Source organism: Paenibacillus sp. FSL W7-1279 (assembly GCF_037969845.1).
Lineage (GTDB): Bacteria > Bacillota > Bacilli > Paenibacillales > Paenibacillaceae > Paenibacillus_AQ.
Genome location: NZ_CP150215.1, coordinates 2,539,519 through 2,556,240 on the forward strand (window position 1 = coordinate 2,539,519; position 16,722 = coordinate 2,556,240).

A 16,722-nucleotide genomic window follows, 5' to 3' on the forward strand; every position below is an offset into this window, starting at 1 on the left:
GGAGCAGGAGCATGCGTATGAATTTGCGGAACAAACTATTCACGGCCTTTTTGGGGCTTATTATTATTCCGTTATTTGTGCTGGGCCTATTTACATTCTTTATTACGTACAATTCGATTGAGAAAAAGTACAGCCAGCAGGCTGAATATTCGCTAAAAGCGATCAGCTACAGCATTCTGAGCGTGTTCAAGGAGATGGAGTATGTCACGGATAACGGGATTGCCACCTCCGTCTTTGCCATGGCGCTGAATGCCAAGAATCCCGATGATCAAAACCTGATTAAGGAATCCAATGCGGAACAGCTGAAACTGAACGACAGACAGCGAAACTTTCGGAATCTACTATACAATCACCCAGCCATCAGTTATGCGTTTTTATATCATTTCAATAAAGAGTCATCGCCGATTCCGATATTCAGTAAAGAGGATTTCAGAACACTGCCCTATGAGCAGTTTAAGAACAGTCCTTTATACGAAGAGGTTGTGCAGCTTAACGGAATCCCCAAATGGCTGGCTCCGCACGAATTTCCGGAATTGACGGGGGCGGAGCCGGTATTTACCCAGATCAGGCTGATTAAGGACGTGACGACACTCCGCAAGCTGGGGATCCTGGTCGTCCAGATCAAGAGGTGGGAGTTTGAAGAAATTTTCCGTCATCTGACACTGCCTAACAATCTGCAGAATACATCGTTTATGTTGGTCAACAATGAAGGCTTCATTTTATTTGATCCAAATAACGATATGGATGGCCAAAATATTAGTCAATATATGAAGCGTGACGTTGAATTTAAGCAAGGCTACCAAAGTTTTAAAGCCAAGTTTAACGGTAAGGAGAATATTGTCTCCATCTATCATCTGAATGATTACGGCTGGAATCTCGTCTCGGTGACCAGCTGGAACTCGCTCTCACAAGAAGTGACTTCTTTTGCCAAGTGGTTCTTCGTCATTATGGGCCTCTGTCTGGTTACGGCGATTGTGTTCAACCGCCTGTTCATGAATCGGATTACCGGGACGATCGCAGTCATCGTACGGTTTATGCGCCGCGTGGAAGATGGGGATTTGAATGCGAGAGTTGAAGAGAAGGGAGAGGATGAGCTGCTGCTGCTGTCGAAAGGGTTCAACAATTTGATGAACCGGATCAACAATCTGTTTGCGCAGATCAAAAAGGAGCAGAGGCAGAAGACCGACGCGGAGATGCGTGTGCTGCAAGCGCAGATTAAGCCGCACTTCCTCTTTAACACCTTGGAATCGATCAACGTTCTCGCTGTACAGAATGAAGGACGCAAGGTCAGCGAAATGGTATACCGGCTTGCCAGCATCTTGCGGATCAGTATACAGGAGAAGGAAGAAATTACGCTGGATGAAGAAATCAAGCACTTGCAGAGCTACCTTGAAATCCAGAAGTTTCGGTTCGAGGACCTGTTCGAATACGAGATTGACGTGCCGAAAGAGCTTATGCACAGCCGCATCTTGAAGCTGACGCTGCAGCCGCTGGTTGAGAACAGCATACAGCATGGCTTTGAAGGGATTTCTTATACAGGATGGATACGCATCTCTGCATGGAAGGAACTCGGTAATGTCATCATTCGGGTAGAGGATAACGGGCTCGGCATGACCTCAGAGCAGTTGTCCATGTTTGAATATATGGTGTCCGAGGATAACGGATCGGAACAGACGACGATGCAGAATCTCAAAGTGAACCAGGAACGACGGGGACTTGGACTGCGGAGCGTGGCTGACCGGCTTCGCATTCAGTACGGGGATTATTACGGTCTATTCATATGCTCAAGCCGCCCCGGCGGCACCGTTATACAATGCGTCATACCCAATTATGACAGGGGGGAAGGGCAGCATGTTGAAGGCATTATTAGTTGACGATGAGGCTCCAATCCTGAACAATCTCAGCAAGGTTCTGCCTTGGGAAGAGATGGGCATGAAGGTTGTCGGACTTGCCCGAAGCGGGATGGAAGCACTTGAAGTAGCGGATCAGTATAACCCGGATCTGATTCTGTGTGATATCCGGATGCCCGTCATGGACGGACTGACCTTTATTACGAAGATTCGGGAGAAAGGAAGCCGGGCGGAAATTTTTTTGTTAACGGGATATCAGGAGTTTGAATATGCCCGGGAAGCAATTAAGCTGGGCGTCAAGGATTATATCAGCAAGCCGATTCATTACGGTGAGCTTGAAATGAAGATTCGAGAGATCGGGGAGGAGATCCGCAAGAAGAGGGCGAAAGAGAAGTATTACAATACCGTTTCGCTAATCGATGAGGCTCCGAATCCTGAAGCGGTTAAGAAAACGCCGGAGCAATTGGTAACGTCTGCTCTGGAGTATATCAATACCCATATGGGACAGGATTTGGGGATTGAGGAGCTTTCGGAGCATTTAGGGATCAGCTCCAGTTACTTCTGTTTATTGTTCAAGAACCATGTAGGGTTTACCTTCGTGGAGTACTTGACGAGACAGCGGATGGAGGCGGCCAAGTTCCTGTTAGTGAACAGCGACAAGAACATAGCGCAGATCGGCTCCTTTGTCGGTTATCATGAGCGTCGGTATTTTACCAAGGTATTTCAAAAAGCCACCGGCATGACGCCATCCGAATTCCGGGAAATGTCCGGAGAGGCAACGGTATAGGTTTTGATAGGGCCCATGCAGGCTGCTACAGTCATCGCTAGATTAACCCGCTTGGCTTGCAAAGTCCTTTAAATGGATAGAAAGTAGGTATGAGATCAATGAAATGGACGGCAGCAGATTTATCGTTAGAACAAAAGGTAGGACAAATGTTTATATGCGGCTTCAACGCCTTGACGCCGAATGAGCACGCCAAAATACTGATCGAACAATATCAGGTCGGGGGCATCTGCTATTTTCGCCGGAACGTGAAAACGCTGCCTCAGCTTGCCGAACTGTCAGAGTCCTTGCAGCAGCTCGCATCGGACCGCCAAAAGTTCCCGCTTCTGATCTCAATAGATCAGGAGGGCGGTATGGTTGCCCGGATTGATCATGAAGGCATCAGCCGCATTCCGGGAAATATGGCGCTTGGAGCAGCGGGCAGCGCGCAGGATTCGTACAGGGTAGCGCAAATCGGGGCGCGCGAATTGCGTTCACTCGGCGTGAACATGAATTTCGCTCCTTGCCTCGACGTGAACAACAATCCTCGTAATCCGGTCATCGGCGTGCGTTCCTTCGGCGAAGATCCCCAAGCTGTTGCCGCGCTTGGGGCTGCGGCCATTAAGGGATATCAGGAAGAAGGCGTGTCCGCTACGGCCAAGCACTTCCCGGGACATGGCGATACGAGCGTCGATTCACATCTCGGGCGGGCTTCTGTACCGCATGATCTGGAACGGCTCCGCAGCGTGGAATTGTATCCGTTCGCGCAAGCGATCCGGGACGGTGTGGACGCCATTATGACGGCTCACGTCAGTTTCCCGGCGATAGAGCCGAGTGATCTGCCGGCAACGCTTTCTCATGCCGTGTTAACGGGTTTGCTGAGGGAAGAGATGGGGTTTGAAGGGCTGATCATAACGGACTGCCTTGAGATGCATGCGATCTCCAAAGAGTACGGGATTCCGGAGGGCGCGATACGCGCGATCGCAGCGGGTGCGGACTGCGTACTGGTCAGCCACAATCTATCCGAGCAGACGGCGGCGATTACGGCCGTCATTGAAGCTGTCCGCAGCGGAAGGCTTTCAGAGAATCTGATCGATACGGCTGTAGAGCGGATATTGGCGCTTAAGCAGCGTAATGCGATGCTCGCAGAGGAGCTTCCGGTCTACCCGATTGGCGAGGTGGCGGAAGAGACCAAACAATTGCTGGCTCAAATCGCAGGCAGAGGCATCACGCTGGTGAAAGACGAAGGGCAGCTGCCTCTTAAGCCGGCGCAGGCTGTGGCCGTGATCTGGCCGGAACTGCTTTCGGCAACCCAGGTTGATGAAGCATGGAGCATGAGCTATACCTTGGGGGATGCCTTAAGATGTTACGGGGTTCCGGCAGACGATCTGCGTGTCGGAACCGATATGTCCGATGAAGAGGTCGAGCAGGCCGTTAAGGCAGCCGAAGGATATAAACAGATTGTGGTAGCCACGTACACTTCCGAGAGCCGTCTTCCCGCCGGCCAGCAGAAGCTGGTGAACAAGCTGGCTGAACTTGAGGATGTGGCCCTTGTTATCGTCGCTACCCGTAATCCTTATGATATCAATGATCTTCCCCCGGTTCCGACGTATTTGTGCAGCTACGAGAACACGCCTTATTATATGAATGCAACCGCGGGCGTCTTGATAGGACAGGTTAAACCGGAGGGTAAGCTCCCGGTAGGGATCAGCGAGGCTTATCCGCTAGGTTGGAGCGGTAATCAGGACTATGTCAACAATTGAATAAGGGTTGCTCAAACCGGAGTCTTCCTACCCAGGAATGCTCCGGTTTTCCTATTTTCCAGCCATTTCTGAGCAACTTTTCGGGAAACTTCGCGTCTAATAGTATGTCCAATAGAGGCAGACAGACTATACTGAGTGTTTTAAAGGAGTAGAGAATGAATTTCAAGAGAATCTCGATGATTACAGTCCTTGCCGCGGCACAGGTATCCATGGCATTTCCCGCGGCAGCTGAATCACCGGATATTACAGCTCCGGCGCTAAATAGCCAATCAGCGCTGCAGTCCCCGGTGGAAGGACAAAGCCAGCAGAGTGGAGAACAACAGACGGACATGCAGCAAGCGGAGGAAACATCGGCAACGCCAAAGGAAACACCTTCTGATTCAGTTGAAGGCATGATTAGCGATCCGAATGCCGAACCTTCTGCCCCAAATGAACAGCAGGAGCAGGAGGACACGGATAACGATCCTTCCGATAATGAGGTATCAGAGAACGAAGAGGGCAGCCCATCCGGAGACAAGCCCGAAGTCAGCACTTCCCATGTTTCGGCTAACGAACTTGTGCTGCTGATGAACAGCAATGTGATGTACCATAACGGCAAGAAATACAAAGCGGGTCAGCCGATGGTTGTGAAGCAAGGGGTATCCTATGTCGCCATTCGCGCCATGGTTGAACGTGCAGGACTGAAGCTGTCTTACGATAACAAAACGAAGGAAACCATCATCCTTAAGGATGGCAATGAACTTCGGTTTACGACAGGAAGCAGCAATTATAAGGTCAACGGACAGGTACGCCCAATGAAAGGCCCTGCTTACCAGAGCAGCAACGTGTTTATGGTTCCGTTAACCGCGATCACGCAAGCTCTTGATATTCCATACCGGGTAAACCAGCCCGAGAAGAAGGTTGTTCTTGATTTATCCGGTATGGGCAACGGTAACGGCCAACAGCCAGGCGGAAATAACGGCGGGGGATCTGGCAGCGAGGTTCCGAATATACCGAACCTGGGTCCGAATGACCTCATCCTGATGATGAACAGCAACAAGATGTATCAGAACGGGAAAGCTTATACGGCAGGTCAGCCAATGGCAGTCAAGAATGGCGTATCCTATGTTGCTATTCGCTCCCTCGTTGATCGTGTCGGCCTGAAGCTGACCTATGACGGAAAGACAAAGGAAACGATTATTATCCGCGGTAACGATGAGCTTCGTTTTAAGACGAACAGCAGCGTATACACCGTGAACGGGGTCAGAAAATCAATGAAGGGACCGGCTTATCAGTCCAACAATACATTCATGGTGCCGCTGACCAGCATTACGCAGGCGCTGGACATTAGTTATCGGGTGGACCAGCCGAACAAACGGGTTATCCTTAGCCTGAGCTCAAAGCCGGTAGCTTCCTTCACGGTGCAGCCTGGCGAGATTCTTGCCGGACAAACAACGGTTACGTATAAGACGAATGCCTATTCTCCGACGGGACTGGCTATTGTTGACGAGCATTGGGAAGGCCGGGAAGAGATTTTTGACGAACCCGGCGTGCATACGGTTTCCTACTCGGTACAGGATTCCAGCGGGGAGTGGAGCGACCCGTATATATTGAGCATTCAAGTAACCGCACCGAATACGCCCCCTGTTGCCATGTTCGAAACGGACAAACAGGAATATAAGATCGGTGAGAAAATAACGTACATGAATATGAGTTATGACAACGATCCTGGCGATGAGCTTACGTATAAGTGGGAAAACAACGATCAGGCCTTTTTTACGGCAGGAACGCATAAGGTGCTGCTCATTGTTACCGATAAACATGGAGCGACCAGCTCATACGAGAAGATCATCAACGTAACGAGTGAAGTGTTGTATACGCGCGATCAATTCAATCAATTATTTACGGGCATCGGCGACAAATACACCTTTGACGGATCAGCTGTGCCGACATGGAAACTGATGCCGATTACGAGAAGCTCCGAACCGTATCTGTTGATTCGCAGCAACTCTCCGGAAACCGTCTATCAAGAGGGGATTGTCTACCGTGAGGTCGGCAATGCCAGCACGCGATTCATGATTCACCACTTGAACGCTACCGGGAAGAATATGAAGATGTATGTCGTCGCTACCAACATCAACACGATGACGGCGCGTCTGACCACCGAATATACCGGTTTGGGCGGTCCGATCAATATCCCGACAGCCACGGGTAAAGCGGCTGTCCAGCGTTACCTCGAGTCCATGCAGTCAGCGGATGCATTCAAGACGATCTCGCTCGCCCCTGGGGAAAGCCGGATCATTTTGCAAGACTTGAGCGCGCAAACCTTGAAGAATCAGCAGGTGCTCTCCATGTTTGCTGATCTCTATTCCGACTCGCCGATCCGATATGATGTCATCATGATTGATGAAGCCAAGGATCCGATTCAAAAGCTGCCTTACCTGAAACTCCATCCGAGCGATGGCGTGCATAACCGGGGAACGTATCCGGACTCGACGCGGATTATTGAATCCTATGACTTGGTTGGCGACACGCCTACCCGTCTCGCGCTCGGCGACAAGACAAACGATCCGAATCTGGAAGGGTATGACGGCATTAACGGTTCATATCAATCCAATGCCGGGAACTTCGGTGTGCTGTACAAAATCAAGCTGCACCGCGTAGCACCCAATACGCTGATCACGCTGAATCCGCGCGGAGGCAAGTACATGGGTGCGATGATGGTGAACGGAAATATCATTCAGACGCCGAATACAAGCGGTGGCGCCGTATCTGCGCCGAATGAAGCTGCCGTTCTCTATCGTACGGGGAATTACGAGCAGACCGTGGAAATCCTGTTTACGGCGGCGCCGGGAAGCAGTCTGCCAATCAACATCCTGCTCCAGCCGCTTCCGCAATTAAAGAACTAATCCATTCATCATGTATAGCAACGGGACAGCCTTCTTAGCCAGAACATGGTTAGGGCTGTCCTTTTTGTTGGTTCTTGCTGAGGGATCATGTCATATCCCAGGCATCTATTTTCCACTGGCGGGTACCTTGCAGGCGTTTAGCCTATACAGAACCGCTTTCATTGACGCTGCCTTATTTTTCAGGCATTATAAGAAGAGAGTATCTTCAAGTAGAGGAGGTTACCTCCGTATGCTTACGACGGAACAGATCATCGACGCCATGTCGGAACATGGGCTGCGCATTACTGATCAGCGCAAGACACTTGCCAAATTGTTTGGGGAACATCCTGGATATTTGACGGCCAAGGATGTGTACGAATATATGGGCCGGAAGTACAGCGGTTTGAGCTTCGATACGGTCTATCGGAATCTTCGGGTATTGTACGAGCTTGGCGTATTGGAGCAGGTTGTGTTCGAGGAAGGCATCAAGTTTCGAGGACGCTGTAGCGAAGAACATCACCATCATCACATGATCTGCCTGCAGTGCCAGAAGACGTACCCGATTACGTTTTGCCCGATGCAGTTGACCGATGCGCCGGATGATTTCCAGGTGGTTCAGCATAAATTCGAAGTGTTCGGCTACTGCCGGGACTGCGGCAAGGACAATGCGGATAATGAAACTTCATCAGCCAGTGCAGGAAAGCGGGATAGCCGGGCATGAGCACAGCGCGCAGGGTGGTGAAGGTGCCGATACACTTCTATCGGAAATTCATCTCTCCGTTGAAACCGGCGACTTGCCGATTCTATCCAACCTGCTCGGCCTATGCTCTTGAAGCGATTGAGGTGCACGGCGCGCTCAAGGGCTCCTGGCTGGCGGCCAAGCGAATAGCAAGATGCCATCCGTTTCATCCAGGCGGCATTGATATGGTTCCGCCGCGCAAGGATAAGATGTCGTCTTCATGGACAGAGAAATAGCGTTTTTTGGGGTATCCTAGCGGATACGAAACGGAATGCATCCTGTCTTATAGGTCATAGCCATTCGACGGACCGCGGCTCATCTTGACACGCCGCAGCCCGTTTGATTAAAATGTAAGAAATTATAGGTATATCCGAGGAAGAGATAAGTACGGAAAGCTTGCCTTGAACAGAGAGCCGGAGCTGCTGGAAACCGGTCTTGGCGAATTTCGGAAAATGGTCTTGGAGGATCCGCTTTTGAGCGCTGCAGTCGGGGTATGAAGGCTGCCGTAAAGGAGCGGCGTGAGCCAGCGTTAATGGACGGCCGGATGACGGCAGATGAGCCTGTTACCCGTAAGGGGACAGGGAATTTGGGTGGTAACACGTGAGAACAACTCTCGTCCCATGGGGACGGGGGTTTTTTGCTATTTACTGCTGTTTTCGTAAAGAGATTGCCTGATACAAACAATCCATTTCACGGTAAAGGAAGGTTACAATGGCAGACAAAAAGACGTTTTATATTACAACGCCAATCTATTATCCAAGTGATAAGCTGCATATCGGGCATGCTTATACTACGGTGGCCGGCGACGCGATGGCCCGCTACAAACGGCTTCGCGGATACGATGTCCGTTATTTGACGGGGACCGATGAGCACGGACAGAAGATTGAACGCAAAGCGGCGGAGGCTGGAAAAACCCCGCAGCAGTTCGTCGACGATATCGTGGCCGGCATCAAGGACCTGTGGAAGAAGCTGGACATATCGAACGAAGATTTCATTCGCACCACGGAGCAGCGCCACACCACGGTTGTACAGGAGGTATTTGAGCGTCTGCTGAAGCAGGATGACATCTACAAGGGCGAATACGAAGGCTGGTACTGTACGCCTTGTGAGTCGTTCTTCCTGGAACGTCAGCTTGTAAACGGCAACTGCCCGGACTGTGGGCGACCTGTTGAGCTTGTGAAGGAAGAGAGCTACTTCTTCCGCATGAGCAAATATGTGGACCGCCTGCTCCAGTATTACGAGGAGAATCCGGATTTCATTCAGCCGGTATCCCGCAAGAATGAGATGATCAACAACTTCATTAAGCCGGGTCTTGAGGATCTGGCTGTGTCCCGTACGACCTATGAGTGGGGCGTGAAAGTGAAGAGCGATCCGAAACATGTGATCTATGTGTGGATTGACGCCCTTCTGAACTATATAACGGCACTCGGTTACGGTACAGAGGACACCAGCCTGTATGACAAATACTGGCCGGCCGACGTACACCTGATGAGTAAGGAGATCGTCCGTTTCCATACGATCTATTGGCCGATCATTCTGATGGCGCTTGATGTACCGCTTCCGAAAAAGGTGTTTGCCCATGGCTGGCTGCTGATGAAGGACGGGAAAATGTCCAAGTCCAAGGGGAATGTGGTTGATCCGGTTACGATGATTGACCGGTATGGTCTTGATGCGCTTCGTTATTACCTGCTGCGTGAAGTTCCATTCGGAGCGGACGGCACCTTTACGCCGGAAAGCTTCGTGGAACGGGTGAACTCCGACCTGGCCAATGACTTGGGTAACTTGTTGAACCGTACCGTGGCCATGGTCGATAAATATTTTGACGGAGTCGTTCCTGCGTTCTCCGCCGGCGTAACGCCGTTTGATGCAGCGATCGAGGAAGCGGCTAAGTCGGTTTATGAGAAAGTCGAAACCGCTATGGAAAATATGGAATTTTCCGTTGCGCTGACGGCCATCAGTCAGTTTGTCAGCCGCAGCAACAAATATATTGATGAGACCCAGCCTTGGACACTGGCCAAAGACGAGAACAAACGGAATGAGCTGGCATCGGTCATGAGTCACTTGGTGGAGACGCTCCGCGTAGCATCAATCCTGCTTCAGCCGTTCCTGACCCGAACACCGAAGAAAATGTGGGATCAGCTTGGCCTGGCGGAAGGCGAATGGACGACTTGGGAGAGCGGACGCCAGTTCGGAGCTATACCGGCTGGAACGAAGCTTCAAAAAGGCGAGCCGATATTCCCTCGCCTGGATACAGAGCAGGAAGTGGCATACATCGCCGAGGCGATGACAGGCGGTACGAAGGCCACTCAGGAAGAGACTTCGAGCGCAGCAGCAGATTCGCCGGCCGAGAGCTCGGCGGAGCCTGTAGAGCTTAAAGAGGAAATCGGCATTGAGGATTTTGCCAAGGTCGAGCTGCGCGTAGCGCAGGTGATTGCAGCCGAGCCGGTGAAGAAAGCGGACAAGCTGCTTAAGCTGCAGCTTGACCTCGGATTCGAGCAGCGGCAAGTGGTATCCGGTATAGCGAAGTTTTACACGCCGGAGGAATTGGTTGGACGGAAAGTGATTTGCGTAACGAACCTGAAACCGGTGAAGCTTAGAGGCGAAATGTCGCAAGGCATGATTCTGGCCGCATCCCACGGCGATCAGCTGACGCTTGCAACCGTACCGGACGGCATGCCTAACGGCGCAGTTGTCAAATAAAATGCTCTCTCATTGAATTAAGTCGCGATAGACGGTGTACCCTGTTAAAGGGTACGCCGTTATTTTTTCCTTTAATACGGAGGATACAACATCTCTATTGAAAATTAATAGTAAATTTTACGATTTGGTTGACAACGGGCTTTACCTGCTTTTATAATCTTGTTAGTAAAGATTACGATTAATTGATCGGAGCGGATATGGGGAGATGAACATGAACAAGAGAAAGAGAGAGAACAAACTTACCGGTTGGACCTGGAGTGTAACCTCTATCTTATTGGCGGTACTCATCCTGTCGGGATGCGGAAGTAAATCCGGCGGCAGCATTGTAGAGGGCAAGGTAAACGTCATTACGACCTTTTATCCAATATATGAATTTACGAAGGAGATTGGCGGGGATGACGCCAATGTCGTAAATCTTCTGCCAACGGGCGTGGAGCCGCATGATTGGACACCGCGCAGCCAGGATATCGTGAATACTTCCAAGGCCCAGCTGTTTCTCTATAACGGTGCCGGGCTGGAAGGCTGGGTACCGGGATTTTTGAAGGGACTTGATAAAGACACGCAAGTCAAGCCGGTTGAAGTCAGTCACGGCATCCAGCTGATTGATGCTGTGGGAGACGATGGTCATGGACACGGGGAAGCAGCCCACGAAGAGGAACATGATCACAGCCATGAAGAAGGTGCCGAAGCGGAGCACGATCACAGCCATGAAGAAGGTGCCGAAGCAGAGCACGACCACAGCCATGAGGAAGGCGCTGAAGAAGATCATGCGGGCCATGACCACGCAGAAGAGCCCGCCGAGACTAGCACCGACACACATCATACGGACCCGCATACATGGGTAAGCCCAAAATCCGCGCTGGTCATGGCTGAGAATATCAAGAACAGCCTTGTCGAGGTGGATCCTGAACATAAGGACGGTTACGAACAGCGCTTTGAAGCCTTGAAAGAGAAGCTGGTCAAACTGGATAAGGATTTCACAAGCGAGTTATCCAAAATGCCGAAAAAAGACATAGTCGTATCCCACCAGGCGTTCGGATATCTGTGCCGGGATTACGGTTTGACGCAGCATGCGATTATGGGGCTGTCGCCAGACGCGGAGCCCAGAGCGCAGGATATTGTGAACCTCACCAAGACGGTGAAAGAGAAGGAAGTTAAATATATTTTCTTCGAAGAGCTCGTATCGGATAAACTTGCCAAAACGCTGGCAAATGAAGCAGGCGTGGAAACCTTGGTATTGAATCCGGTGGAGGGACTGACTAAAGAGCAGGCGAGCGGCGGCGAGAATTATTTCACGTTGATGGAGAAAAATTTGCAAAATCTAACGAAGGCTTTACAATAAGGAAGATGGGGGAGCATATCCCCCTCTTCTTTCGTGTTATGAATGTTTATGAAGTTCATATATTAGATAGAAAGACTACAGAGAGAAAGGCGGCCTGGTTATGGAGCCGGCAGCACAGGATTGCCACCAACCTATTGTACAAATCAAGGATGTATCCTTTCATTACCGCGAGCAACAGGTGATCAAGGATCTCAATTTCACCATAAAAGAGCGGGACTTCGTAGGTATTGTCGGGTCGAATGGGGCAGGCAAAACGACGCTGCTCCGCATGATCGTTGGATTGCTGCCTGCCGCCGAAGGTTCTATCGAACTGTTCGGTCAGCCGATCCGTAAGTTTCAGGACTGGGAGCGAATCGGGTACGTTCCGCAGAAAAATTCGTTTAATCCGCTGTTCCCGGCCACTGTGCGTGAAGTTGTCATGTCCGGGCTATATAATCGGAAGAAAATGTTTCGCCGTTTGAACCGCCTGGACCACCAGAAATGTGAGGACGCGCTGGAAGTGATGCGCATTCAGGATATTGCCGACAAGCGGATCGGGGCTCTGTCCGGGGGACAGCAGCAGCGCGTGTTTCTTGCTCGGGCGCTCATCAATCGTCCGGATCTGCTCATACTGGACGAGCCTACGATCGGCATTGATGCCGAGACCCAGGCCGGATTCTTTGAACTGATTACCCATATGCATGCCCATCATCACATGACGTTTTTGATGGTCACCCATGATTTGGACATGGTCAAAGACTATCTGGGAGAATCGCCGGTATCGCAGAACGGAAAAATTCAGTTTTTTGTAAGGCATTCTCATGAAATCGAAAACTGCGCGGAAGTGGATTTGCAGCATTCGCTCGTATAAAGTATAGAAACAAACTTTTTGAAGCAGGAGAAGGGGACGTTATCATTGCTTGATATATTGTTTAGCGATTTTTTTCAGCGGGCGCTGATCGGAGGGATTCTGATCGGCATTACAGCCCCGCTTATCGGGATATTCCTCGTGCTGCGCAGGCTGTCCATGATCGGCGATACGTTGTCGCACGTCACGATTGCGGGCGTGGCGCTCGGATTTCTGATCGAAGTATATCCGCTTGCCGCTGGACTTGTGTTCGCGGTGCTGGCCTCATTTGCGATTGAGAAGCTGCGAAAGGCATATAAAAGTTATGCCGAGCTGTCAATCGCCATTATTATGTCTGGCGGCGTTGCGCTTGCTTCGCTGTTTTTCACCCTGGGAATGGGCTATAATACGGATGTTATGAGTTATTTGTTCGGCAGCATCTACACGCTGGATTCCACGGATATTTATATGGTGGGCGGTGTAACCATCGTTGTCATTGCGGTTGTGGTGATGTTCTTTAAAGAGTTCTTCCTGCTCAGCTTCGAGGAGGATGCCGCCAGTGTCAGCGGACTGCCTGTCAAATGGATGAACATGATCATTACGGTACTGACGGCCCTTGTCGTAAGCACCGCCATCAAAATTGTGGGCGCACTTCTGGTATCCGCATTGTTAGTGATTCCGGTAGCGATCAGTTTACTGCTGGCAAGAAGCTTCCGAAGCTCTATCGTATTATCGGTCATCATCTCCGAAATTGCCGTAATCGGGGGATTGATGCTTGCGGGCGTATTTAATCTGGCACCCGGCGCGACCATCGTGCTGCTGCTGATCAGCCTGCTTATCATTACGCTTGTCGGCAAAAAGGGCTTTACGACATAAGGGGGTTCTGAAATAAAATGGCTGATATTAATATCGGCATCGCGTTTGCTGCCGGTTTTGCTTCTTTTATATCTCCATGCTGTTTACCGCTGTACCCGTCCTACTTATCGATTATTACAGGCATGTCGGTTAATGACTTGAAGAACGATCAGAACCGCAAGGAGGTCCGATTCCGGACCATGACGCATACACTTGCGTTCATCCTTGGGTTTTCTGCTGTTTATTATACCCTCGGTTGGGGGGCTGGCCTGTTCGGGGAGTTCTTCACGGAATATCAAGACTTGATCCGTCAGCTGTCTGCGCTGCTGATCATCGTGATGGGACTTATGCTCATTGGCATTTTCCAGCCCAAGTTTTTAATGAAGGACCGGAAATTCAATTTTAAATCCAAACCGACCGGATACATAGGAACATTTCTGTTTGGCATCGGGTTTGCTGCAGGCTGGTCGCCATGCGTCGGCCCGATTTTAACGGCCATCATCGCGCTGGCAGCTTCCGATCCGGGAACCTGGTTCCCGTTGATTACCTCGTACTCCCTGGGTTTTGCAGTGCCTTTTTTCATCCTGGCTTTTTTCATCGGCTCGACCCGCTGGATTCTCAAGTATTCAAGCACGCTGATGAAGGTCGGCGGCGTCTTGATGATATTGATGGGGGTTCTGCTCTTTACAGATCAAATGTACAAAATTACGATTTGGCTGCAAGGCATTACGCCGGAGTGGCTTAAATTCTAGAATCGATCGGAAGACTGGTTCAATTCATAAGTCATTATTGACATAGGATTGGGCCAGGACTTGCCAACCGGTCTCCAAAACATGTATCATTACTAGTGCAGGTAAAACAGTGTTTTGCACGGGTTATGTAATTATAGAAAAGAGGGAATAAGATGCCGACACCTAGCATGGAGGATTATTTGGAGCGCATCTACAAGTTGATCGACGAAAAAGGATATGCGCGCGTTTCGGATATTGCCGAAGGCTTGGAGGTTCACCCCTCATCCGTCACGAAGATGATTCAAAAGCTGGACAAAGACGAATATTTGATCTATGAAAAATATCGCGGTTTGGTTCTGACCAGCAAAGGCAAAAAAATGGGCAAACGGCTCATGGAACGTCATCATTTGCTTGAGGAATTCCTTGAGATGATAGGTGTACAGGATGAAAATATTTATAGGGATGTTGAAGGAATCGAGCATCATTTAAGCTGGGATTCCATTACGAGAATTGAGACGCTTGTGGAGTATTTCAAGCGCGATGAGAATCGACTTCAGGATTTGCGTGACGTTCATAACGAATTAGTCAACGAATCGTAATGTGGCATCTGTCCGCTTGTGACAGATGCTTTTTTAAACTGAACCGTCATATTTCCAGTGTTATATTAATAAGTTAGATTACCTGCAAATTTCATATTTTCGGAGGATTAATAGAAATGAAGCTTCGTAGATGGTTGTTGGTGCTGATTATGTTACTATTGTGTCTCCCGTCGGTGGTCCCAACTGCGCAAGCGAAGGCAGCTCCTATCCGTATTCAGTTGGACGGCGTAACCTTAAACAGTGACGTATCTCCTTACATATTGCCGAAGGTTAATGTAACCATGGTTCCTACGCGGATTATCAGTGAAGGCCTGGGCGCTTCGGTAGCTTGGAATCAGAAGTTAAAGACCGTAACGATCGGGCTGGACGGCTCGAATCTGCAATTGACATCCGGCAGTAAAACCGCGCTTGTGAACGGCTCATCCGTAGCACTTGATGCATCGGTTGAAATTAAGAGCGGCCGGGTTATGGTTCCGCTGCGGTTTGTCAGCGAGAACCTGGGTGTGCAAGTCGAATGGAACCAAGCGGCACAGCGTATCTCGCTGACCACAGGCACGGACGTTGTTCTTCCACCACCGGTATCCAATGGGGATGAAGTCAGAGGGGCCTGGATATCCACCGTGTTTAATCTGGATTGGCCGAAAACAAAGACCAGTGCTGAACAGCAAAAGGCATCTTACATCGCCTTGCTGGATTCGCTCCAGGAAGTCGGCATCAATACCGTGTACGTGCAGGTACGTCCGGCTGGCGATGCATTATATCCGTCCACTATGGTGCCATGGTCCAAAGTGCTGACAGGCATTCAAGGAGCAGATCCGGGGTATGATCCGGTAGCTTTCATGGTGGAGGAAACGCATAAGCGGAATATGGAGTTCCACGCATGGTTTAATCCTTTCCGGGCCAACACCGATATTTTGACGGCATCGCTTGATCCATCCCATGTTGCGCTCAGCCACCCGGATTGGATCGTGAACACAGGCAAGCAGCTGTACATCAATCCAGGGATCCCGGAAGCTCGTCAGCATATCATCGATACCATTATGGAGGTCGTGAACGGATACGATATTGACGGTATTCACCTGGATGATTACTTCTACCCATCGAATACGGTCTTCAAAGATGATGCGGCATACCGCCAATACAATCAAGGTGCTTACGCAAACCTCGCAGATTGGCGTCGCGGAAACATCAATGCATTTGTGCAATCGCTCGGTGAGAGCATTCACCGTGTGAAACCGGACGTTGAATACGGAATCAGTCCTTTCGGCGTATGGCGTAACCAGTCCATGGATAAGACGGGATCGGATACGAAAGCCGGCGTGACGGCTTATGACAGCATGTATGCTGATGTGAGGGCCTGGATCCAGAACGGCTGGATCGATTACGTGGCTCCGCAAATCTATTGGAGCATGAGTAATCCGGCCGCCGACTATGATAAGCTGGTGGACTGGTGGGCCGGCGAAGTACAAGGAACCGGCGTAGATCTCCTGATCGGGCATGCCCCCTACAAATTGGGAACCAGCGAAATCGGTTGGCAGAGCGCATCGGAGATCATCAATCAATTGAAGTACAATCAGAATTATGCCGAGGTTAAAGGCAGCATTTTCTTTAGAGCAGAGAATATTTTAAGTAATCCGTTAGGCATTAAAGATCAATTGCAATCATATTATAGATAAATCGGCACGTC

13 protein-coding genes and 1 other annotated feature are annotated in these 16,722 nt (G+C 50.2%); all 13 genes read left to right on the forward strand.

What is annotated here, in order from left to right:
• Positions 1-17 precede the first annotated feature (17 nt).
• Positions 18-1,874 (forward strand): sensor histidine kinase, encoded by a 1,857-nt coding sequence (locus MKY82_RS11070; RefSeq protein ID WP_220687473.1) that lies wholly within the window; start codon positions 18-20, stop codon positions 1,872-1,874.
• On the forward strand, positions 1,852-2,637 hold the full coding sequence (locus tag MKY82_RS11075; RefSeq protein WP_339296100.1) for a response regulator: 786 nt from the start codon (positions 1,852-1,854) through the stop codon (positions 2,635-2,637). The genes MKY82_RS11070 and MKY82_RS11075 overlap by 23 nt, the downstream gene beginning before the upstream one ends.
• A gap of 98 nt (positions 2,638-2,735) precedes the next feature.
• On the forward strand, positions 2,736-4,376 hold the full coding sequence (nagZ, locus tag MKY82_RS11080; protein ID WP_339296662.1) for a beta-N-acetylhexosaminidase: 1,641 nt from the start codon (positions 2,736-2,738) through the stop codon (positions 4,374-4,376).
• Positions 4,377-4,531: 155 nt separating this feature from the next.
• The gene (locus MKY82_RS11085; RefSeq protein WP_339296101.1) at positions 4,532-7,264 is read left to right on the forward strand and encodes a stalk domain-containing protein; all 2,733 of its coding nucleotides are present in this window, start codon (positions 4,532-4,534) and stop codon (positions 7,262-7,264) included.
• A 229-nt stretch (positions 7,265-7,493) separates the two neighbouring features.
• A complete protein-coding gene (locus MKY82_RS11090; RefSeq protein ID WP_339296102.1) occupies positions 7,494-7,964 on the forward strand; it encodes a Fur family transcriptional regulator in 471 nt (156 codons plus the stop codon).
• Positions 7,961-8,218 carry a membrane protein insertion efficiency factor YidD gene (yidD, locus tag MKY82_RS11095; protein ID WP_194541853.1) on the forward strand — a complete coding sequence of 86 codons (258 nt, stop codon included), beginning with the start codon at positions 7,961-7,963 and terminating at the stop codon, positions 8,216-8,218. The genes MKY82_RS11090 and yidD overlap by 4 nt, the downstream gene beginning before the upstream one ends.
• A 128-nt stretch (positions 8,219-8,346) precedes the next feature.
• Positions 8,347-8,606: a binding site (T-box leader), on the forward strand.
• A gap of 87 nt (positions 8,607-8,693) precedes the next feature.
• Positions 8,694-10,682 carry a methionine--tRNA ligase gene (gene metG, locus MKY82_RS11100; protein ID WP_339296103.1) on the forward strand — a complete coding sequence of 663 codons (1,989 nt, stop codon included), beginning with the start codon at positions 8,694-8,696 and terminating at the stop codon, positions 10,680-10,682.
• Between the two features lie 211 nt (positions 10,683-10,893).
• A complete protein-coding gene (locus MKY82_RS11105) occupies positions 10,894-12,024 on the forward strand; it encodes a zinc ABC transporter substrate-binding protein (RefSeq protein WP_339296104.1) in 1,131 nt (376 codons plus the stop codon).
• A gap of 100 nt (positions 12,025-12,124) precedes the next feature.
• Positions 12,125-12,874 (forward strand): metal ABC transporter ATP-binding protein, encoded by a 750-nt coding sequence (locus MKY82_RS11110; protein ID WP_071223831.1) that lies wholly within the window; start codon positions 12,125-12,127, stop codon positions 12,872-12,874.
• A 45-nt stretch (positions 12,875-12,919) separates the two neighbouring features.
• A complete protein-coding gene (locus MKY82_RS11115; RefSeq protein ID WP_194545121.1) occupies positions 12,920-13,726 on the forward strand; it encodes a metal ABC transporter permease in 807 nt (268 codons plus the stop codon).
• Between the two features lie 17 nt (positions 13,727-13,743).
• A complete protein-coding gene (locus MKY82_RS11120; protein ID WP_194541856.1) occupies positions 13,744-14,457 on the forward strand; it encodes a cytochrome c biogenesis protein CcdA in 714 nt (237 codons plus the stop codon).
• A gap of 152 nt (positions 14,458-14,609) precedes the next feature.
• The gene (gene mntR, locus MKY82_RS11125; RefSeq protein ID WP_009591262.1) at positions 14,610-15,035 is read left to right on the forward strand and encodes a transcriptional regulator MntR; all 426 of its coding nucleotides are present in this window, start codon (positions 14,610-14,612) and stop codon (positions 15,033-15,035) included.
• A 116-nt stretch (positions 15,036-15,151) separates the two neighbouring features.
• Positions 15,152-16,711 carry a family 10 glycosylhydrolase gene (locus tag MKY82_RS11130; protein ID WP_220685919.1) on the forward strand — a complete coding sequence of 520 codons (1,560 nt, stop codon included), beginning with the start codon at positions 15,152-15,154 and terminating at the stop codon, positions 16,709-16,711.
• Positions 16,712-16,722: the final 11 nt, after the last annotated feature.

Excerpts from the sequence above, each read along its gene's own strand:
- metG (WP_339296103.1), top strand. The coding sequence starts at position 8,694 with ATGGCAGACAAAAAGACGTTTTATATTACAACGCCAATCTATTATCCA.
- MKY82_RS11130 (WP_220685919.1), top strand. The coding sequence starts at position 15,152 with ATGAAGCTTCGTAGATGGTTGTTGGTGCTGATTATGTTACTATTGTGT.
- MKY82_RS11070 (WP_220687473.1), top strand. The coding sequence starts at position 18 with ATGAATTTGCGGAACAAACTATTCACGGCCTTTTTGGGGCTTATTATT.
- MKY82_RS11075 (WP_339296100.1), top strand. The coding sequence starts at position 1,852 with ATGTTGAAGGCATTATTAGTTGACGATGAGGCTCCAATCCTGAACAAT.
- yidD (WP_194541853.1), top strand. The coding sequence starts at position 7,961 with ATGAGCACAGCGCGCAGGGTGGTGAAGGTGCCGATACACTTCTATCGG.
- MKY82_RS11120 (WP_194541856.1), top strand. The coding sequence starts at position 13,744 with ATGGCTGATATTAATATCGGCATCGCGTTTGCTGCCGGTTTTGCTTCT.
- MKY82_RS11085 (WP_339296101.1), top strand. The coding sequence starts at position 4,532 with ATGAATTTCAAGAGAATCTCGATGATTACAGTCCTTGCCGCGGCACAG.
- mntR (WP_009591262.1), top strand. The coding sequence starts at position 14,610 with ATGCCGACACCTAGCATGGAGGATTATTTGGAGCGCATCTACAAGTTG.
- MKY82_RS11110 (WP_071223831.1), top strand. The coding sequence starts at position 12,125 with ATGGAGCCGGCAGCACAGGATTGCCACCAACCTATTGTACAAATCAAG.
- MKY82_RS11105 (WP_339296104.1), top strand. The coding sequence starts at position 10,894 with ATGAACAAGAGAAAGAGAGAGAACAAACTTACCGGTTGGACCTGGAGT.
- MKY82_RS11090 (WP_339296102.1), top strand. The coding sequence starts at position 7,494 with ATGCTTACGACGGAACAGATCATCGACGCCATGTCGGAACATGGGCTG.
- nagZ (WP_339296662.1), top strand. The coding sequence starts at position 2,736 with ATGAAATGGACGGCAGCAGATTTATCGTTAGAACAAAAGGTAGGACAA.